Consider the following 19,095-nt stretch of genomic DNA (forward strand, 5'->3'; position numbering starts at 1 on the left):
TATCACCTTTGTTAAGTCTCTTAATTGAGTGTATTCAGGATAATTAAGAACTGTGTTTAAATTTAAAATATACGATATGAAAACGAAGCTATCATTAATAACAACATTAATTCTGTCCTTTATGGGAGTAATTAATGTTATAGCGCAAGAGGTTTTGCCCTTTGCGCCTATACCATCGGCATCAGTAGCCGGAAGAACGCTTGGAGAATCCAGTCATCAGAAGCGAAGTGTACCCAAGCACCTGCCTGATGATGCTCCCAATATTATTATCGTTTTATTGGATGATGTTGCGCCTGGGCAAGCAGGTGCTTACGGCGGAGAGATTAATACACCGACGCTTGAAAAAATTGCCAACGAAGGTATTAGTTACAATCGCTTTCACTCTACGGCTATGTGTTCACCAACTCGTTCAGCTTTGCTTACCGGACGTAATCATCATAGAGTAGGCAATGGCGTTATTTCTGAATATGCCAATGATTGGGATGGCTATTCAGGTGTTATTCCTCAAAGCAGTGCTACAGTAGCTGAGGTGCTTAGGCAATATGGTTATGCTACTTCTGCTTTTGGGAAATGGCATAATACACATCCTTCTGAAACCAGTGAAATGGGTCCTTACGATCGATGGCCAACAGGCTATGGTTTCGAGCATTTTTACGGATTCTTAGGAGGGGAGGCTTCGCAATATGAGCCAACATTAGTAGAGAATACCAATTTAGTTGATCAAAGTAAAATTCATCGCGAGGGTTATCATTTAAGTGAAGATTTGGCTGATCAAGCTATTGATTGGTTGCATAAACACAAATCACTTCAGCCAGAAAAACCGTTCCTCCTATATTGGTCTAGTGGAGCAGCGCATGGTCCGCATCATGTTACTAAAGAATGGGCAGATAAATATAAGGGTCAGTTCGATGATGGTTGGGATGAGTATCGCAAGCGTGTATACGAAAGAGCTAAGAAAATGGGGTGGATTCCGGAGAATACACAATTAACCCCACGCCCAGAATCTATGCCTGCATGGGGGGATATACCTGAAGACGAAAAGGCTTTTCAAATTAGGTTGATGGAAGTTTACGCTGGGTTTATAGAGCACGTTGATGTGCAAGTAGGGCGCATGATTGATGAGGTTGACGAATTGGGATATAAGGACAATACCATTGTGTTTTATATCTGGGGTGATAATGGAGCTTCAGCAGAAGGGCAGAATGGAACCATATCTGAATTGTTGGCGCAAAACACCATAAAAACCACAACTAAACAACAAATTGAAGCACTTGAGAAAATTGGAGGTTTAGATGAAATAGGCGGACCAAAAGTGGAGAATATGCAACACGCCGCTTGGGCATGGGCAGGAAGTTCTCCTTATAAAGCCACAAAATTAGTAGCATCGCACTTTGGAGGCACACGTCAGCCTATGGCAGTAAGGTGGCCTAAAAAAATTAAGGCAGATGCAACACCTCGTGCGCAATTTCATCATGTAAATGATATAGCACCCACTATCTACGATATATTAGATATTACACCACCACGTGTTGTAAGCGGTATAGAACAAGATCCGATCGATGGTACAAGTATGGCATATACTTTTGATGATGCCGAAGCTGAAGGCACTAAGAAAACCCAGTATTTTGAGATTATGGGGAGTCGTGGCATCTATCACGATGGTTGGTATGCCTGCACCTTTGGGCCTCGTATCCCTTGGGTACCTGGATTACCAGAAGGATTCAATACTTGGACACCTGATAACGATACATGGGAGTTGTATAATTTGGATGAAGATTGGTCGCAAGCAAACGATTTAGCAAAGAAGCATCCTGAAAAGTTACAGCAGATGAAGGATATATTTTTAATGGAAGCAACCAAAAATAAAGTTTTACCTATTGGTGGTTCCTTTTGGTCAACAGCGGCTATGCATCCTGAAGATGCTCCTATGAAACCCACTACAGAATGGAATTTCCCTAGTCCAATAACACGTATTCCTGAAGCCAATGCACCACGTATAGGTAACACTAATAATTCGGTTGTAATTAACGCCGAAGTCACTGAAAAAACCAATGGTGTGTTATATGCTTTAGGTCCTCATGCAGGGGGTATTAGTATGTTTGTTGAGAATGGTTATTTAAATTATGAGTACAATTTGTTTTTAATGGAGCGTACTAAAATTAGAGCCAAGAAGCGTTTGCCTAAAGGGAACGTAAAAATAGAAGTAATCTCTCGCATGGAAGAGAATAAAATGTTTGCACCACTTATGGTTACCATAAAAGTGAATGGCGAGGTGTATGCCACGGGCAAAGTGCCTAAAACAGCTCCCTCAATGTTTTCATTTAACGATGGTTTCGATATCGGCACCGATCTAGGTTCTCCGGTTGCAGAATCATATTATGATAAAGCACCATTTGAGTTTGATGGAGAAATAAATACTGTAGTCATAAAATATATTGATTAAGTGTAATTGTGTATTGTAGTAGCTAATCTATACCCTTATCTTTAACCTCCTTTGGTGCTTCTTTAAGTACTAGAGGAGGTTTTTATTTACCCAAGAACTAGGTGGAACACCTATATTTTTAAACTAGGGGTTCAGCAAATAAAAAGGCGGTACTGGTACCCTATTTTTGTTAAAGGAAAATAGTTCCGTTTTAATTTTTGAGTTATTAACAAGTATAAAATAAATAGCTATGCGTAAATTATTAAGCTTCCTATTAATATCCCTGCTAGTCTCATGTACGATGCCGGATGAGGAAAAATCAAAAAAGGAAGGTAGTATTCTACCAATAGGGTGGCCAGAGTTTAGTGGGAAGATTGGTAAAACCTTTGAGGACTCGGATGAAGATTACCCGCAGCCCCTTGAGGCGCCCGAAGAATCGCCCAATATCCTAATGGTTATTTTAGATGATGTTGGTTTTGGACAACCCAGCACCTTAGGCGGCCCCATAGATATGCCTGAGCTTGATAAGCTGGCAGAAGAAGGGCTATTATATAATAAGTTTCATACAACAGGGGTATGTAGCCCAACACGAGCTGCACTTTTAACAGGTAGAAACCATCACCAATTAGGTTTCGGAACCATCTCTGAAATGTCTACAGGTTTTCCGGGCTATAATAGTATTTGGGATAAGGATGCTGCTAGTGTTGCCGAGGTATTAAAGCAAAACGGATACAATACAGCCGCATGGGGTAAGTGGCACAACACGCCCGATTGGGAAACCAACCAAACAGGTCCTTTTGATCGATGGCCAACAGGTTTAGGTTTCGAATATTTTTATGGTTTTATGGGCGGCGAAACCAGCCAGTACGAACCTCAATTGTTTAAAAATACTTTGCCAACAGAACCTACTTTAAAGCCCGAAGATGGTTATCATCTTACAGAAGACTTATCTAAAGATGCTACGCAATGGATACGTCAGCAAAAATCTTTGAATCCCGATAAGCCTTACTTTGCTTATTTCTCAACAGGAGCCATACATGCGCCAATTCATGTGCAAAAAGAATGGATTAAGAAATTTGAAGGCAAGTTTGATGAAGGATGGGATGTACTAAGAGAGCATACCATTGCGCGTCAGAAAAAAATGGGCATCATTCCACAAGATACCAAGTTAACAGAACGACCTGATGCGATTCCTTCATGGGATGAGCAAACGCCGGAGGCAAAGAAATTATTTGCACGACAAATGGAAGTAGTAGCTGGTTATTTAGCACATACCGATCATTACGTAGGCCAATTAATTGAGGCTGCTAAAAATGTGCCGGGCGGAGAAAATACCATGATCATATATGTTGTGGGAGATAATGGGGCTAGTGGCGAAGGAACGCCAATGGGAACCATTAATAATATGATGGTGCAGAATGGTTTCCCTGATAATTTAGAAGATCAGTTAAAAGTGATGGACGAATTGGGAGGTAAAGATTTCGAAAACCATTATGCAGTGCCATGGTCGTGGGCAGGCTCAACGCCATTTCAATGGATGAAACGTGTACCTTCACATTTTGGCGGCACCAGAAACGGATTGGTTATTTCGTGGCCAAAACATATAAAGGCTAGTAACGAAAAACGTTCGCAGTTTCACCATGTGGTAGATATTACTCCAACCATATACGAGGCTGCAGGTGTTCAAATTCCAACAGAAGTAAACGGGGTAAAGCAGGCGCCAATGGCAGGTGTTAGTATGGCATATACCTTTAATAATTCGCAGGCCAAAGATCAAAGAACAACGCAGTATTTTGAGGTTGGCGGACATAGAGCTATATATCACGAAGGCTGGGTAGCATCATCTTTTCATGGTGTACCATGGGCATTTACAGGCTCAGTAGGTTTCGATAATGATGTGTGGGAACTCTATAATGTTGATGAAGATTTCTCACAATCTAATGATTTGGCTGAGCAATATCCCGATAAACTTGAAGAATTAAAGCATATATTCGATATCGAGGCAAATAAATACGATGTGTATCCGCTTGATGACAGGTATGCCGAGCGCGCTTTAAACCCGCTCCGTCCGTCCATAACGCGCGGCAAAACACATTTTAAATACTTCCCCGGAACAGTGCGTATACCAGAGGGAGGAACCCCGCCAGTGTATTCACGTAGTCATACCATAAGCTCAAAAATCAATTATAAAAAAGGCAACCAAGGAGTACTTGTGGCGGTTGGCGGTAATGTGGCCGGCTATACCATGTACATTAAAAACAATAAGTTGCACTATACTTATAATTTCTTTAACAAATCACGATACACCATATCCTCAAGTAGTACCTTGCCAAACGGACCCTTAGAGCTTAAAATGGTATATACCCAAGAGTCAGAAGAGTGGGGTGGCGGAGGATCGGCCAAGCTATTTGTGAATGGTAAAGAGGTAGGTTCAGGAAACATTGATAAAACTGTTCCAATCAGATTTGCAGTAACAGAAACCACCGATATCGGAATGGATTTAGGTTCGCCCGTAACATCCGATTACGAAGCTCCTTTTGCCTTCGATGGTGATTTACAATGCGTCCAATACGATTTAGATTAAGCAAGTAATACAAGAATCAGCCAAAACGAAGAGGTAGCACTAAGCTGCCTCTTTTTTTTGTATAAAGCCACTATTGTCCTAAATAACATTATGTATTGGGCAAATAGCCCAAAGGTAGGGCAAAGAAATTCAAGCCTTTTGTAAAGAGGCCTACCTGACGGCGCTTAAATACAAGCCTGCGAAAAAATACATTCCAATAAAAAATATTCTTCAGGGGGGGCTTCCCTTGCAGGTCGGGCTATGCGCTATATCTTTGTTTCGCCAAAAAGGGCTCACAAAGGATGCCGCTGCTATCCCTAAGCCAAAACTACAAACTCAATATAAATCTGTTTAATACTGACTACTCACAGTGTAATATGTTAAATAAAGGAGTGCCTTTTTTTTGGCTTCTACATCTATTATTTTTTAAAGGTTTAAGGAAGTGGAAAAACGTATAGCATGACCTTAAAAAAAAACACGTGTCTTTTTTAAAAAATCACACGTGTTTTTGGTAAAAATGTAGTGTCTTTTTATCTAAAATATAGTGTCTTTTTTTTGAGCGCTAAGCAAAGTGTGAAAGTCAGATGTCAATTCATTTATTAATAGGTAGTTGTGGCTTTGTTTGTAACGGGGTAAATGCATTAATTCAATCCATTAATTAAGCCTTGGGTTTTATCATTTACAAACAATAAACCTAGCTCATTAGAGCTGATTTTTTGGCGAATTCGACTCTGCTTAAATTAACATAATTAATGTATATAAACAACAAATCCCCCCACCAAACGATGAGAGGAAATGTAAATTCAGATACTATCCTAAAATATCAGAATGCTTCTTTTTTTAGAAAGGGCTAACTGTTGGGTTTTCCGGAAGTGGCTGTTCAGCCGTTGGAGGAAGTGGTTGAATTTTCTCAGGCACTTCTGGTGTTACTTCTTCTTCATCTTTGTTGCACGATGCTAAACTCATTGCACCAATCATGGCAACTACTGCAAATAAAAATTTTAAATTCTTCATCATTCAATTCTTTAATGGATAATTACTTAAATATTACCCTACAAAGATGAAGCAATCTGCAGTCAACTCATTTGGTGATATACTAATATCAAGAAAATAGGTGTATCCCTTATTTATAAGTATGCCAATGTTATATATCGCTAAACAGCTTTTTCTCCAGGGCATAAATAACCAAGCCGGCTATGTTTTTGCAGCCTGTTTTTTCCAATAAGTTTCTTTTATGCGCTTCTACAGTACGGTTCGAAATAAATAACTTTTCTGCTATTTCAATATTCGAGTGTTCTTTACAAATTAGGTGTAAAATTTCAGTTTCGCGTTTGGTTAAGGGTATTTCAACCGCAACTCTATTGGGTTTAGCTTGCGGTGTAAGGCTTTCCATAATAATATTAGTAACCTCTTTGCTATAAAACGTTTCTCCTTTATTAACGCTTCTAACCGCTTCTCTTAATTCATCCTGCGTGCAATCCTTTAAAATATAGCCGTGTGCACCGGCGGCTAGCATGTTTTTAATGTTTTGCCTTTCGTTTAGCATGGTAAGGGCAAGTATTTTAACTTGTGGAAATTGCGAACTTACATTTTTAACCAATTCAATGCCGTTCATTTCGGGCATCATAATATCAGTAATTAAAACATCAATATTTTCTGTTTTTAAAAGTTCAATGGCTTCTATGCCATGTTGAGCCTCAGCAACTACCTTAAATTCATCATTATCCAAAAAAGTCTTTAGTCCCTGTCTGATCATTATATGATCGTCTGTTAATAGTATCTTAATAGTGTCTTCCATATTTTTAGAGCGATAATTCAAATAAAACTTGTGTTCCGTTACCCACTGAGGATTCAATTTGTAGAAAACCTCCAATCAAGTTAGCCCTTGTTTGCATGCTTGTTAAACCAAAAGTACCCGCGTTCTTATCTAGGTCAAAACCTTGTCCATCATCTTCTATGGTAAGGGTAATAATATTTTTATGTTTTAATAGCTGTATGGTACAGCTCTCAGCTTTTGCATGCTTATTTACATTATTAATGGCTTCTTGCACTATTCTATAAATGGTCATTTCAGCTGCCACTTTAATCCTCTCGTCTTTTAGGTTATGGTAAAAGCTAAATGTAGTTCCGGCTAATTCCGATTGCAGATTTATCAAGTCCTCAATGGCTGGTGCTACACCGCGCTGGTCAACTACCTTGGGCATTAGCTTGTGTGCTAAAGATCGGCTTTCGTTGATAGATTCCTTTAGGTAATCATAACCCTGCTGAAATCGATCCTTTGCCATATCGTCAGTAAAACGAACGATAGATCTAACTTTTTCAAAACTCAATAGTGCTGTCGACATGGTTTGTTGCAAGCTATCGTGAATTTCTCGTGCAATTCTACTGCGTTCTTTATCTTCAGTTTCTAAAATGGTATTCATCATTTTTTCATCTTGCAGAACGTGCTCCGTAATATCGGCAAAAACACCCACAATACGACTTGTATTATTTTTCTCGTCTTTCGATGATGAGCCTTTGCATCGGTACCACCTTAATTCATTATTCTTGGTGTAAAATCTGGCTTCTATATTAAATGCTCCACTTTCACTTATGGGGGAGTTTATATAGTTCTCGAATCTTTCCTTGTCATCCCTATGAATTTTTGAAATTAAGAAATCCCAATTTGATTCAATTTCGCTACTGGTATATTCTAGTAAGTTGCAGTCTTTTGGATGCCAGTTTACGCTTTGGTCTTTTACATTATAATCCCAAATTATGGCCTCAGCTCCAATAACGGCCAAAGTAAAACGTTCGTCGCTCTTCAGTAATTCATCTTGGGTATGTTCCAGTGTTCTGAAATTACTTTGTAGTTCTTTGTCTAATAATTCCTTCTCTTTTAGTTTTTTGTATATCAGGTAAAATGCCAATAAAGAAGCGGTTAATACTAACGCAATTAAAATGAGAACAAGGTAGTACAGGCGCATTCCTTCCGAAATGTTTTTTATCCAAATCTCATTTGTATTATTATTTATGATCTGTTCAAATTGTTTAATCTCCCTAATTAGTTTTCGTTTTAGCGAGATATATTCATCGCTACTAATTATTGATAATGCTTTATCTCGTGCAATTAAATATGCATCGCTTTCAATATCACCCTGCGAATTAGAGGATTTAATTATAGAAAATATTTCTTTTTCTAATTGAGTGATCTCGTGTGATATTAATATTGTTTTCTGTAAAAGGCCCTGTTCTCTCTTGTTTAAACCAAGGTGACTTAAGCTATCGGCAATGGAAGTAATGGTAGTTTTAGAGTTTGGCTGTGTTTTTTTATTAATATAAATCAGATCTAAGTAGGCTTTTTCCCAAACAGTATCTTGGGTAATAATAAACTGCATGCAGTAATGGGTAAGGTTTTCGTTACGTTCTCTAATTTTATCGCTTAAATTAATTACTTGTGTACGATTGAATTGACTCTCTCCAAATTCTGAACGGTTTTGAAATAGCAACAGGAATGCGATGAAAATAGCAGCCAAAAACAGAATAATTGTACCGTATAGTATCGAAAAAGAAGTTTTAATATTAGGCATACTTTGTTTGTGAATTGAATTCGCTTATTTTCTTTTTAATTAAGCTCTTTAAAATCAAAGTTATAAAAAGGATTAGAATACTAATTTTAGTAGGTTCAATATAAAAACTAAAGTGAAGGAATAAAAGTGGAGGAGTATAAAAAAAGAAAAGCCCGATATCGTAATGATATCGAGCTTTTGTGTTGTCCCATTAGGTTTCGAACCTAAACTCTTCTGTACCAAAAACAGACGTGTTGCCAATTACACCATGGGACAATCCTAGTCTTTCTCTGTGAAAGCGATGCAAAAGTATATCATTTTTGGATAACTGCAAATTTTTGAAAAAGATTTTTTTCAATTGTTTTTACTTGCCAAGTAGCGCTTGTGCGTATCCTACAGATTATCTTTTAATTATATTATTAATGCTATTTGCATTTTTTTTTGAGGTAAATAATTAATTTCTCTTTTTAAAGACTATTCAAATCATTTTGCACACCATTTTACAGATCATAATCTTTGAAAAAGAGTGTCTCTACAATTAATGATTATGGATGTTGTTTTTTCATCATTAGTAGATGATGAAATAAAAGCTTGGGATAGTTAATAAGCTAAACCAATTCTTAATATATAGTTAAACTCTAAACATTACTATATAATACAAATAGGTTTGAGAAAAAAAATCTTATTTTTGGCATCGAAAGTCAAAAGAAAATAATCTGATGACTGATATACAGTAAGATAGTATATTGTTAAAGTTCTGAATATTACGTTAAAGCGATTATAATACTCATTATTTATTATGAAGAATCATAAGTTTTTGAATAACCTAGTAGGTTGGCTCACTTTTTTTATTGCAGCTGTTACCTACATATTAACGATAGAACCTACAGCGAGCTTTTGGGATTGTGGTGAGTTTATCTCAACATCTTACAAGCTTTTGGTCGGACACCCTCCAGGGGCACCATTTTTTATGATTGTAGGCCGATTCTTTACTTTGTTTGCACCATCACCTGGCGATGTAGCCTATATGATAAATGTAATGAGTGCTTTAGCAAGTGCCTTTACCATTCTATTTTTATTTTGGACGATCACACATTTCGCACGTCGTATTTTCATGACAAAGGAAAATGAGGCTTGGCGTTCATGGGCAGTTATAGCAGCTGGTTTTATTGGAGCTTTGGCTTATACATTTTCTGATACATTTTGGTTCTCAGCAGTTGAGGGTGAAGTGTATGCAATGTCGTCTTTATTTACTGCCATGGTATTTTGGGCTATCCTTAAGTGGGAAGATGTTGCTGATGAGAAATATGCAAACCGTTGGTTGGTGTTAATTGCCTATTTAATGGGGCTTTCAATCGGGGTTCACTTGCTTAACTTACTTGCAATACCTGCCATTGTAATGGTATATTACTTCAAAAAGTTTGATGTAACTCGTAATGGTATAATTAAGGCTTTGCTTATTTCCGGGGTTATTTTAGTAGGTGTATTATATGGTATAATACCATACACTGTTAAAATTGCTAGTTGGTTTGAGCTATTGTTTGTTAACAGCTTTGGTGCTCCATATAACACAGGTATAGCAATATACTTTACTTTATTGCTTTGTGGTTTAGTATTTGGGATTCTTTATACTCACAAAAAACAAAAAGCAATTGCCAATACTATATTGTTAGGGGTTACGGTTATTTTAATAGGATACTCTTCATTTGCGATGATTGTGATTCGTTCTTACGCAAATCCAACCATGGATCAAAATTCTCCTGAGGATGTGTTTTCAATGATGGGTTATTTAAATCGTGAGCAATATGGCGATCGCCCTTTATTTGTGGGGCAGTATTATAATACACCAATCGATCGAGTTAAGTCAAGTGCTAAAGAAGGAGCACCTGTACGTATTAAACAGACTGATAAATCGAAAGATGACGAGTACATAATAGTAGATCATAAGCCTGAATACGTATTTAATGATAAGGCAACTACTGTTTTTCCTAGAATGTATAGCCGTGAAGGTAGACATATAGAGCAATATAAAGCTTGGGCAGGAGATCAAAACAAAAATAATGTTAGAATACCGAATCCAGAAACCGGGCAAACTGAGACCGTTTCTTTACCATCATTTGGTCAAAACCTGAAGTTCTTTTTTAACTATCAGGTTAACTATATGTATTTCCGCTATTTTATGTGGAACTTTTCTGGTCGTCAAAACGATATTCAAGGACATGGTGAAATTCACAAAGGAAATTGGATTTCGGGTATACCGTTTCTTGATAATGCTCGTTTAGGAGATCAATCAAGGCTACCAGATACTTATAAAGAAAACAGAGCCCGCAATAAATATTATATGTTGCCGCTTTTATTAGGAATATTAGGTTTATTATTCCAATACAATGCAGGTAAAAAAGGCAAGCAAGGTTTTTGGGTAGTAATGTTATTATTCTTTTTAACAGGTTTAGCAATTGTTATTTACCTGAATCAAACTCCGCTTCAGCCACGTGAACGTGATTATGCATATGCTGGTTCGTTTTATGCCTTTGCCATTTGGATTGGTTTAGGAGTACTATATGTAATTGATGGTTTGCGCAAACTACTGCCTAATAAAATGGCTGTTGGTATTGCGTCAGCATTAACATTAGTTTTGGTGCCTGGTATTATGCTTGCAGAAAACTGGGACGATCATAATAGAGCTCACCGTTTTGTAGCGCGAGATTTAGCGTTTAATTATCTCGATTCTTGCGAGGAGAATGGAATCATATTCACAAATGGAGATAATGATACCTTCCCACTTTGGTATGCGCAAGAGGTTGAAGGGTATAGAACAGATGTTAGAGTTTGTAACTTGAGTTATTTACAAACCGATTGGTATATCGATCAAATGAAACGCAAGGCATACGAGTCTGATCCAATGCCATTTTCATTAACGCACGATCAATATGTAACAGGTACGCGCGATGTTGTGCATCTATTACCACGTATCAAAGGAAGAGTGGATATGCGCGAGGCGATTAAGTTCTTGGCTAGTGAGAATCCAAAAACAAAACAAATACCTGGTTACGAAGGTCGCATTGAGCACTTGCCATCAAAAGAATTTTCGGTTCCTGTGGATAGTTTAAAAGCCATTCAAACAGGATTAGTTAATGAGCGTGATGCTGAAGAGATTGTTAGTCAGTTGGATATTACATATAATAAAGAGTACATCCTTAAAAATGAATTAATGATCTTGGATTTGATTTCAAATAACGATTGGAATCGTCCTCTTTATTTTGCAGTTACTGTTGGTCAGGATAACTATGCCAATCTTCAAGATTATTTCCAATTAGAAGGTTTTGCATATAAGGTTGTGCCAATTAAAACTAAAAATGCAGATGGTCAATTCGGGCGCATTGATACCGAAAAAATGTACGATCGTTTTATGAATAAATTCCGATGGGGTGGTTTTGATGACCCAAGAGTTTATCTCGATGAGAATCATCAGCGAATGGCCATGAATATCAGAAATAACATGTCGCGATTGGCATTGGCTTTAAATAAAGAAGGTCAAACTAAAAAGGCTGTTGATATACTCGACTTAGCAAGTGAGAAGTTGCCGTCAGATAGAGTTCCTCATAATTATTTCTCTCTGTTTTTAGCCGAAGGGTATTATCAGGCAGAAGATCTTGATGATGGCGATAGAATACTTAATGAGCTATCTACGCAATGCTTACAAGAAATTAATTTCTTTTCGTTATTGCCTCCAAAATTGCAGAATTCAGTGGGTAGCGATTTACAACGTAGTATGGCAATTTATTTTGAGCTAGCTAAAGTGGCTGAAAAATATAACCGTAAAGGTTTAATGGATCAGTTTGAAAAGGATTATCAGAATACAATTTCAGGAATGAACTTTTTAGGTAGATAATATTTATAAATGGGAGGGCATTAATGTGCTTTCCCATTTTATTTATATCTGCATTAATTAATATAATGATACAACCACATAAGTTTTTAAGTAAGGTTTTTAAACAGGCAACTTGGGAAGAAGATGATAGTAAGAACGAGGTTTTTATAACCTTCGATGATGGTCCAATTCCTGAGGTAACCCCATGGGTGCTTGATGAAGCAGATAAATGGAATGCCAAGCTTACTTTTTTTTGTGTTGGAGATAATGTTCGAAAATACCCCGATGTTTTTAATGAAGTTTTAAAGCGTGGCCATGCAGTAGGTAATCATACCTTTAATCATTTAAGAGGGTGGGCTTGCAATAAAGAAACTTATTTCGATAATGTTGACAAAGCTTCAGAATATATTCAGAGCGATTATTTTCGTCCACCGCATGGGCAAATATTTCCTTGGTATCAGGATGAGTTAAAGAAACGTTTTAAAAAGATTGTAATGTGGAGTTTACTCTCGTATGATTATGATCCAGATAGAACAGGTAAGCAGGTTTTTAAAACCGTTGAAAAAAGAATTAAACCCGGATCGGTAATCGTATTTCATGATTCGCTTAAAGCACAGGAGCGAATGCGTTACGCCTTTCCTAAAACCTTAGAGTTAATTGCTCAAAAGGGATATAAAACTCAGGTTTTTAAGTAAATACCTAGAGAAATAATTTATTAAAAATTCGTAATATAAAATTTCAATAGCATGAACGTACTTTTATTAGGATCAGGAGGAAGAGAGCATACAATCGCCTGGAAACTGAGCCAAAGTCCTAAATTAACTAAGCTATTTATTGCACCTGGTAATGCGGGAACTGACGCATTGGGAACCAATATAGAGATAAATCCAAATGATTTTGAGGCTGTTAAAAAAGCAGCTATCGAAAATAAAATAGACATGCTGGTTGTTGGTCCTGAAGAGCCTTTAGTAAGAGGTGTTAGCGATTTCTTTGCCAATGATAGCGAGTTATCATCAATACCAGTTATTGGCCCTAGTAAAGCAGGTGCTCAACTTGAAGGAAGTAAAGATTTCTCAAAGGAATTTATGGAGCGTCATAATATTCCAACCGCAAAATATAAAACAGTAACTGCTGAGAATTTAGAAGAAGGATTATCGTTTTTAGATACCATGAAAGCTCCTTATGTGCTTAAAGCAGATGGTTTAGCAGCAGGAAAAGGGGTGTTAATCATTAGTGATTTAGATCAGGCTAAAGCCGATTTAAAAACAATGCTTGATGGGCAGTTTGGTGATGCCAGTAAAAAAGTGGTTATCGAAGAGTTTTTAGATGGAATAGAATGTTCTGTTTTTGTTTTAACAGATGGATTATCTTATGTAGTATTACCTGAAGCTAAAGATTATAAGCGTATTGGTGAAGGTGATACTGGTTTAAATACTGGTGGTATGGGAGCTATTAGTCCTGTGCCTTTTGCCGATGAAGTATTCATGAAAAAGGTTCATGATAGAATTATTGAGCCAACCGTAAATGGATTAGCTAAGGATAATTTACCATACAAAGGATTTATTTTCATCGGATTAATTAAGGTAGATAACGAGCCATTGGTAATTGAGTACAATGTTCGTATGGGTGATCCTGAAACGGAAGTGGTTATGCCTCGTGTAAAAAGTGATTTATTAGATCTTTTTGAAGCAACTGCAGCAGGAACATTAAACGAGAAATCAATTGAAGTTGATGAGCAGACAGTAACAACCGTTATGATGGTTGCTGGTGGTTATCCTGAAGCTTATGAAAAAGGTAAAGAAATTACCAACCTCGATCAGGTTGCTGATGGTATGGCTTTTCACGCAGGTACAAAATTAGTTGATGGCAAGGTGCTAAGTAATGGTGGCCGAGTTATTGCAATGAGTGCATATGGTGCTAATATGCAAGAAGCGCTTGCTAAGTCGTATAAAAATGCAAATGCAGTTTCTTTTGAGGATCATTATTTCCGCACAGATATTGGCTTTGATTTAAAATAAGAACTGAATTAACTAGGATCAATATAAATGATCATAAGAGCTATAAATAGTAATAGAATAGGAGCCTACTTGATAGTGCTCCTATGTGCTATTGTCAGTTGGATTCGCCCACTGGTTTCTCCAATTGCTGCGGATAATACCTTATCAGTAATTAAGATGCCCTTTTGGCAAAGTTTGGAGTTGTTGCTTAGCTCCTCTGAAATATTGGCATCATTTATAGTCATGTTTTTTGGTTTGGTAATGGCTTTCGCTATCGCTCGATTTTCCTTAAGACATAATCTTTTAAATAAACAGACCGCCCTACCAGCCTTTATGTTTGTGCTTTGTGTTGCAGCATTTCCGCAAAGCCAGACTTTCACTCCCTCTTGGATTGCTGCCTTAGCTTTGCTGGTTAGTTCATCATTAATTTATGAATCACATAGTAAACGAAAGCCAGCCATTTACTGTTTTCTGGCAGCATTCTGGATGGCAGCAGCTAGCCTATTCTATTATAAAGCTATTTTTATTTATCCATTATTGTTCATTATAATAATAACGGTACGCTCCTTCAATTTTAAGTCTTTATTAGCCACTATTTTAGGTTTCTTATTGCCATGGTATCTGTATTTTGGGCTACTTTATGTTCAGGGTGCTGATGTGATGGAAGTAGCAGAGAGTTTTGCAATTAAGAAGGAGATGTTTTTAAACTACGCAAAACTACCCTTGCAAGCATGGATTAATTTCGTACTGTTGGGCCTTTTTGTGTTAATGGCATTTATTTCCATTGCTCAGCATTATAATACCAAAAAGATATTTATTCGGGTGCTTTATAAAGTACTTGTTATAACTACAGTATACTTAACTGTTGTGGCCAGTATAATCGGGTATTCTTTTGAAAGTATTCCTATTATAGCTGTACCTGTTTCCATTTTGTTTGCCCACTTGTTTGATAATATTAAGTCCGTTCGTTGGCAAAATATTTTGATGCTCATTTTAATGGGAGTTGTTATTGTATCACAGATTTTAATGTAATATGAATTCTTCAAAGCCAACCTTATCCATATATGCTATTCAGGATAGGTTAGATAGCGAAACGCCTTATTTTGTTCACGATCACGGTATCACTCTAATGGATCAAGGGAAGATTATAAAGCACCTTACCTTTGAGCGAACATCAAGAAATAAACACGATAATAAACTACAGAATTCGCTATACGATGTTTTAAAAGGTGAGGGGCTATTACATCCAGACGATTATGATTTAGTATTTACAGATAATGTAGTTGGTAGGAGTGTGATTAGTAAATGTGGTAGGCTACGCTTCGAAGCGCCATTATCTGATACTTTATTATCTAATCCTGAAAAAGGAAGGTGTTGGTGGCTCGATCATGAGCGTGATGCATATGCAATTAATCATGAGTTGGCACATATTGGTAGTTGTTTGCCATTTTATGGTGGGTATAAAGAAGATAGTTTGCTTATTCATTTTGATGGAGGAGGGAGTTTATCTAATTTCTCAGCGTGGCACTATATGGAAGGAAAAGTTCAGAATATTGAATTTCATTGGAAGTTTAAATATTTATCTTCCTTTTTTAATGCCAACCCTATCGTATTCGGAATTATTGGTGCCAAATATAATCAACAGAACTCAGTGCCGGGTAAAATGATGGGCTTGGCTTCTTACGGAAGTTATAATGATAAAATAGAATATTGGTTAAAACAGAATAACTACTTTGCCAACCTTTGGGGAAAGAAGGGTGCCTTTTATCAGTTGGCACAAAAAGAATTTGGGTGGAAAGGAAATCAATTACATACTAACGACTCTTTTTTGCAAGATATTGTAGCAACAATGCAGTCTATTTTTATTCGAGAATTCACAGCAGAACTGAAAATATTGCAACAACGAACTAGTGCAAGGCATTTGTATTATACAGGAGGTTCAGCTTTAAATATAGTTGCAAATAAGCATATTGTGGATGCAAATATATTTGAGGATGTATTTATCCCTCCTTGTACAGAGGATAGTGGTTTGTCTTTGGGTGCAGTAGCATATGTGGAGTTTTTAAAGCATGGGAATGTAGCAAAACACTCACCTTATCAATTAAATTGGGGACTAAGTAATACAGCTATATCATTAAATGATATTCCGCAAATTGCAAAGGCTTTGTCGGAAGGTAAAGTAATTGGCGTTTGTAATGGATCAGCTGAGTGCGGACCAAGGGCTTTAGGAAATCGAAGTATATTAGCCCTAGCTAATAGCACAAAATTAGCTAAAAAAGTTAGCGAAGAGCATAAAGGGAGAGAGTGGTATAGGCCCGTAGCGCCTATTATGCTTAAAAAAAATGCACTGTATTATATCGGAGGTAAATCAATTCATAATTTAGCTGATTTCATGCTTTTGGATTTTGACATTCAGGAAGATAAGCAGAATGAGATTGAAGGTGTGGTACATGTGGACGGAACAGCTCGTATACAAACCATCCGTTCAAAAGAACAGAACGCTTTCATGTTTGATTTATTGAGTTACTTGGATAGTAACTACAATTGCAAGGCGCTTATAAATACTTCATTTAACAAACGCGGTGAGCCAATAGTACATTCGCATCAAGATGCTGTTAAATCGGCAAAAAATATGAATCTTGATGGAGTTGTTTTAGATGGAAATCTTCAACTGTTTTAATACAAGTACTATTTTACTTCTTCAAAGTTTACGTATTCTCCCATATCATCAGGAGTCATCTTCTTGTGCTCTTGTGTCTTCTTAATAGTAACCTGTCCTTCGTTACGTTTGCTTTCTCTTCGGAAGTCTTGTTGGCTTTGATTGCCAGTCATTTTATTCACTCTATTTGTAATAAACATAGGTAAAAATACTTTCCCTATTAAGCGAAAAATAAAGTTGAAAACTATAAATATGACTATTACTTTAATTAAAAATCCCATAATATTTCTTTTAACCTTAACGAGAAACAAATATAATATTTGTTTCTCGTTTATAATTATACACTTTTTGTGCCAAAGCTCTAAAATGCCAGTTTGTCAGAATATCACCTAATTAAATTGCCGCTTTGCCATCTTCCAGAAGTTTTAAGGCTTCTTTAAATACTTCATCTATCTCAGAAATTAATGGATAAAATCCTTCATCATCAATTATATTACGGGCTATGTAGGCATTTAATTGAACGCGGATAATATTTTTAGAAATATTAAACTCCTTTTTGTTTAGTTTAACTCCTTCTTTGCTAGCATATTTAACAAAGTCGTTAACCACATTTCTCGATTTAAGAAATTGATCAATCTCTTTCGGTGTTTTGAGTTTCTTTAATTCCTTACGATTGTTATCAGAATATTCTAATGCATAACGATACATCATCGCGTTAGCGGATACCTTGTAGTAATAATTGGTAAGTTGCGTTGTGTCTCTTGCCACAAAGTAATCGGGCATAATACCGCCACCGCCATATACAATTCGTCCTTTCTTGGTTTTATATTGAATCGTATCAGTTACATGTATGCTATCTTGGTTAAAGAATTCTCCGTTTTCAAAACGTTCAATTATATCAAGGTTATATTCATCTACACCTTCTTCGTAGGGTTTTTGAATGCATCTGCCAGCAGGCGTATAATATCTCGAAATGGTTAGCCTTAAGGCTGAACCATCAGCTAATGGAATCTGGTTCTGAACCAACCCTTTACCAAAAGAGCGACGACCAACAATTATTCCTCTGTCGTTATCTTGTATGGCACCAGCAAAAATTTCACTTGCCGAGGCTGAAAATTCATCAATTAAAACAGCTACTTCTGTATCTTGGAAGCTGCCTTTTCCGTTGGCATATACTTCTTGTCGCGGATTCGATTTTCCTTGTGTATATACAATCATATCTTTATCCTGTAAAAACTCATTACATAGGTTAATGGCTACATCAAGGTATCCACCTGAATTTCCTCTAAAGTCGACAATAAGTTTTTTGCAGTTTTGAGCTTTAAGTTTAGCCATTGCTGTTAAAAACTCACCGTAAGTATTTTGTGCAAATCTATTTACTTTAACATAGCCAATTTCATCGGTTGCCATATAAGATACATCTACACTATACATTGGTATTTCGCCGCGGGTAATCTCAAAATTAAGGAGCTCAGATGAATTTCTACGTTGAATACCAACATTTACAATGGTGCCTTTTTCTCCACGTAGTAGTTTTAAAACAACCGGATTTTTAATGCCATTACCCGCAATTAAAGAATCGTTAACTTCTACAATTCTATCGCCAGGTAATAATCCAACTTTTTCTGATGGTCCGCCTGATATTACCGCCACAACCATAACGGTATCTTTTTGGATACTAAATTGAACCCCTATACCACTAAAATTGCTAGATAACTCTTCGTTTACGTTTTTAAGGTTCTTAGCAGGAATATATACAGAATGCGGATCGAGCTTTTTTAGCATTTCAGGTATAATATCTTCTTGCATTTTCACTACATCCACGGTATCAACGTAATCCTCTTTAATTAAGTTGAGGATTGCATCAATTTTATTGGATTGAGGGTGTATTACTAAGGGGCTACTATTGCCTGCGCTTTTCGGCATTACAATATACCCAATTAATATACCTGCGATTAATATTAATCCGAATAATAGAGGAAGTAATATTTGTTTTTTTGTGTTATTATAACTCATAGTTTTATTTGTTCTTAAT

The 19,095-nt window shown here is 36.7% G+C and carries 12 protein-coding genes and 1 tRNA gene; 7 read left to right on the plus strand and 6 right to left on the minus strand.

Annotation, left to right across the window (positions count from 1 at the left end; all coding sequences use genetic code 11):
• Positions 1 to 76: 76 nt before the first annotated feature.
• On the plus strand, positions 77 to 2,443 hold the full coding sequence (locus A8B35_RS08635) for an arylsulfatase (RefSeq protein ID WP_083634385.1): 2,367 nt from the start codon (positions 77 to 79) through the stop codon (positions 2,441 to 2,443).
• Positions 2,444 to 2,672: 229 nt separating this feature from the next.
• Positions 2,673 to 5,006, plus strand: a complete 2,334-nt coding sequence (locus A8B35_RS08640) for an arylsulfatase (protein ID WP_083634386.1) — start codon at positions 2,673 to 2,675, stop codon at positions 5,004 to 5,006.
• 819 nt (positions 5,007 to 5,825) lie between these two features.
• Here the strand turns inward: A8B35_RS08640 and A8B35_RS23290 are convergent.
• The 4 genes from A8B35_RS23290 to A8B35_RS23295 form a co-directional block, all read right to left on the minus strand.
• Positions 5,826 to 5,999 (minus strand): hypothetical protein, encoded by a 174-nt coding sequence (locus tag A8B35_RS23290; protein WP_171973178.1) that lies wholly within the window; start codon positions 5,997 to 5,999, stop codon positions 5,826 to 5,828.
• 130 nt (positions 6,000 to 6,129) lie between these two features.
• Positions 6,130 to 6,783, minus strand: a complete 654-nt coding sequence (locus A8B35_RS08645) for a response regulator transcription factor (protein WP_075602723.1) — start codon at positions 6,781 to 6,783, stop codon at positions 6,130 to 6,132.
• Positions 6,784 to 6,787: 4 nt separating this feature from the next.
• The gene (locus tag A8B35_RS08650; RefSeq protein ID WP_075602724.1) at positions 6,788 to 8,554 is read right to left on the minus strand and encodes a sensor histidine kinase; all 1,767 of its coding nucleotides are present in this window, start codon (positions 8,552 to 8,554) and stop codon (positions 6,788 to 6,790) included.
• Between the two features lie 182 nt (positions 8,555 to 8,736).
• Positions 8,737 to 8,809, minus strand: a tRNA-Gln gene (locus A8B35_RS23295).
• Between the two features lie 523 nt (positions 8,810 to 9,332).
• On the opposite strand from A8B35_RS23295, the gene A8B35_RS08655 reads away from it, so the two are divergent.
• The 5 genes from A8B35_RS08655 (at position 9,333) to A8B35_RS08675 (ending at position 17,081) form a co-directional block, all read left to right on the plus strand.
• Positions 9,333 to 12,425, plus strand: a complete 3,093-nt coding sequence (locus A8B35_RS08655; RefSeq protein WP_075602725.1) for a glycosyltransferase family 117 protein — start codon at positions 9,333 to 9,335, stop codon at positions 12,423 to 12,425.
• Between the two features lie 65 nt (positions 12,426 to 12,490).
• A complete protein-coding gene (locus tag A8B35_RS08660) occupies positions 12,491 to 13,099 on the plus strand; it encodes a polysaccharide deacetylase family protein (protein ID WP_083634390.1) in 609 nt (202 codons plus the stop codon).
• 51 nt (positions 13,100 to 13,150) lie between these two features.
• Positions 13,151 to 14,422 carry a phosphoribosylamine--glycine ligase gene (gene purD, locus A8B35_RS08665; protein ID WP_075602727.1) on the plus strand — a complete coding sequence of 424 codons (1,272 nt, stop codon included), beginning with the start codon at positions 13,151 to 13,153 and terminating at the stop codon, positions 14,420 to 14,422.
• Between the two features lie 204 nt (positions 14,423 to 14,626).
• Positions 14,627 to 15,433, plus strand: a complete 807-nt coding sequence (locus A8B35_RS08670; RefSeq protein ID WP_139314848.1) for a DUF6427 family protein — start codon at positions 14,627 to 14,629, stop codon at positions 15,431 to 15,433.
• A gap of 1 nt (position 15,434) precedes the next feature.
• Positions 15,435 to 17,081 carry a carbamoyltransferase C-terminal domain-containing protein gene (locus tag A8B35_RS08675; protein WP_075602729.1) on the plus strand — a complete coding sequence of 549 codons (1,647 nt, stop codon included), beginning with the start codon at positions 15,435 to 15,437 and terminating at the stop codon, positions 17,079 to 17,081.
• An 8-nt stretch (positions 17,082 to 17,089) separates the two neighbouring features.
• Here A8B35_RS08675 and A8B35_RS08680 read toward each other — a convergent pair whose 3' ends face one another.
• Together A8B35_RS08680 and A8B35_RS08685 are read right to left on the minus strand one after the other, a co-directional pair.
• On the minus strand, positions 17,090 to 17,341 hold the full coding sequence (locus A8B35_RS08680) for a DUF4834 family protein (protein WP_075602730.1): 252 nt from the start codon (positions 17,339 to 17,341) through the stop codon (positions 17,090 to 17,092).
• A gap of 112 nt (positions 17,342 to 17,453) precedes the next feature.
• Positions 17,454 to 19,076 (minus strand): S41 family peptidase, encoded by a 1,623-nt coding sequence (locus A8B35_RS08685; RefSeq protein WP_075602731.1) that lies wholly within the window; start codon positions 19,074 to 19,076, stop codon positions 17,454 to 17,456.
• Positions 19,077 to 19,095: the final 19 nt, after the last annotated feature.

Source organism: Saccharicrinis aurantiacus (assembly GCF_001660705.2).
GTDB lineage: Bacteria > Bacteroidota > Bacteroidia > Bacteroidales > Marinilabiliaceae > Saccharicrinis > Saccharicrinis aurantiacus.

Bases quoted from the DNA above. Each gene is read 5' to 3' on its own strand.
- A8B35_RS08635 (WP_083634385.1), top strand. From the start codon at position 77: ATGAAAACGAAGCTATCATTAATAACAACATTAATTCTGTCCTTTATG.
- A8B35_RS08640 (WP_083634386.1), top strand. From the start codon at position 2,673: ATGCGTAAATTATTAAGCTTCCTATTAATATCCCTGCTAGTCTCATGT.
- A8B35_RS23290 (WP_171973178.1), bottom strand. From the start codon at position 5,999: ATGAAGAATTTAAAATTTTTATTTGCAGTAGTTGCCATGATTGGTGCA.
- A8B35_RS08645 (WP_075602723.1), bottom strand. From the start codon at position 6,783: ATGGAAGACACTATTAAGATACTATTAACAGACGATCATATAATGATC.
- A8B35_RS08650 (WP_075602724.1), bottom strand. From the start codon at position 8,554: ATGCCTAATATTAAAACTTCTTTTTCGATACTATACGGTACAATTATT.
- A8B35_RS08655 (WP_075602725.1), top strand. From the start codon at position 9,333: ATGAAGAATCATAAGTTTTTGAATAACCTAGTAGGTTGGCTCACTTTT.
- A8B35_RS08660 (WP_083634390.1), top strand. From the start codon at position 12,491: ATGATACAACCACATAAGTTTTTAAGTAAGGTTTTTAAACAGGCAACT.
- purD (WP_075602727.1), top strand. From the start codon at position 13,151: ATGAACGTACTTTTATTAGGATCAGGAGGAAGAGAGCATACAATCGCC.
- A8B35_RS08675 (WP_075602729.1), top strand. From the start codon at position 15,435: ATGAATTCTTCAAAGCCAACCTTATCCATATATGCTATTCAGGATAGG.
- A8B35_RS08680 (WP_075602730.1), bottom strand. From the start codon at position 17,341: ATGGGATTTTTAATTAAAGTAATAGTCATATTTATAGTTTTCAACTTT.
- A8B35_RS08685 (WP_075602731.1), bottom strand. From the start codon at position 19,076: ATGAGTTATAATAACACAAAAAAACAAATATTACTTCCTCTATTATTC.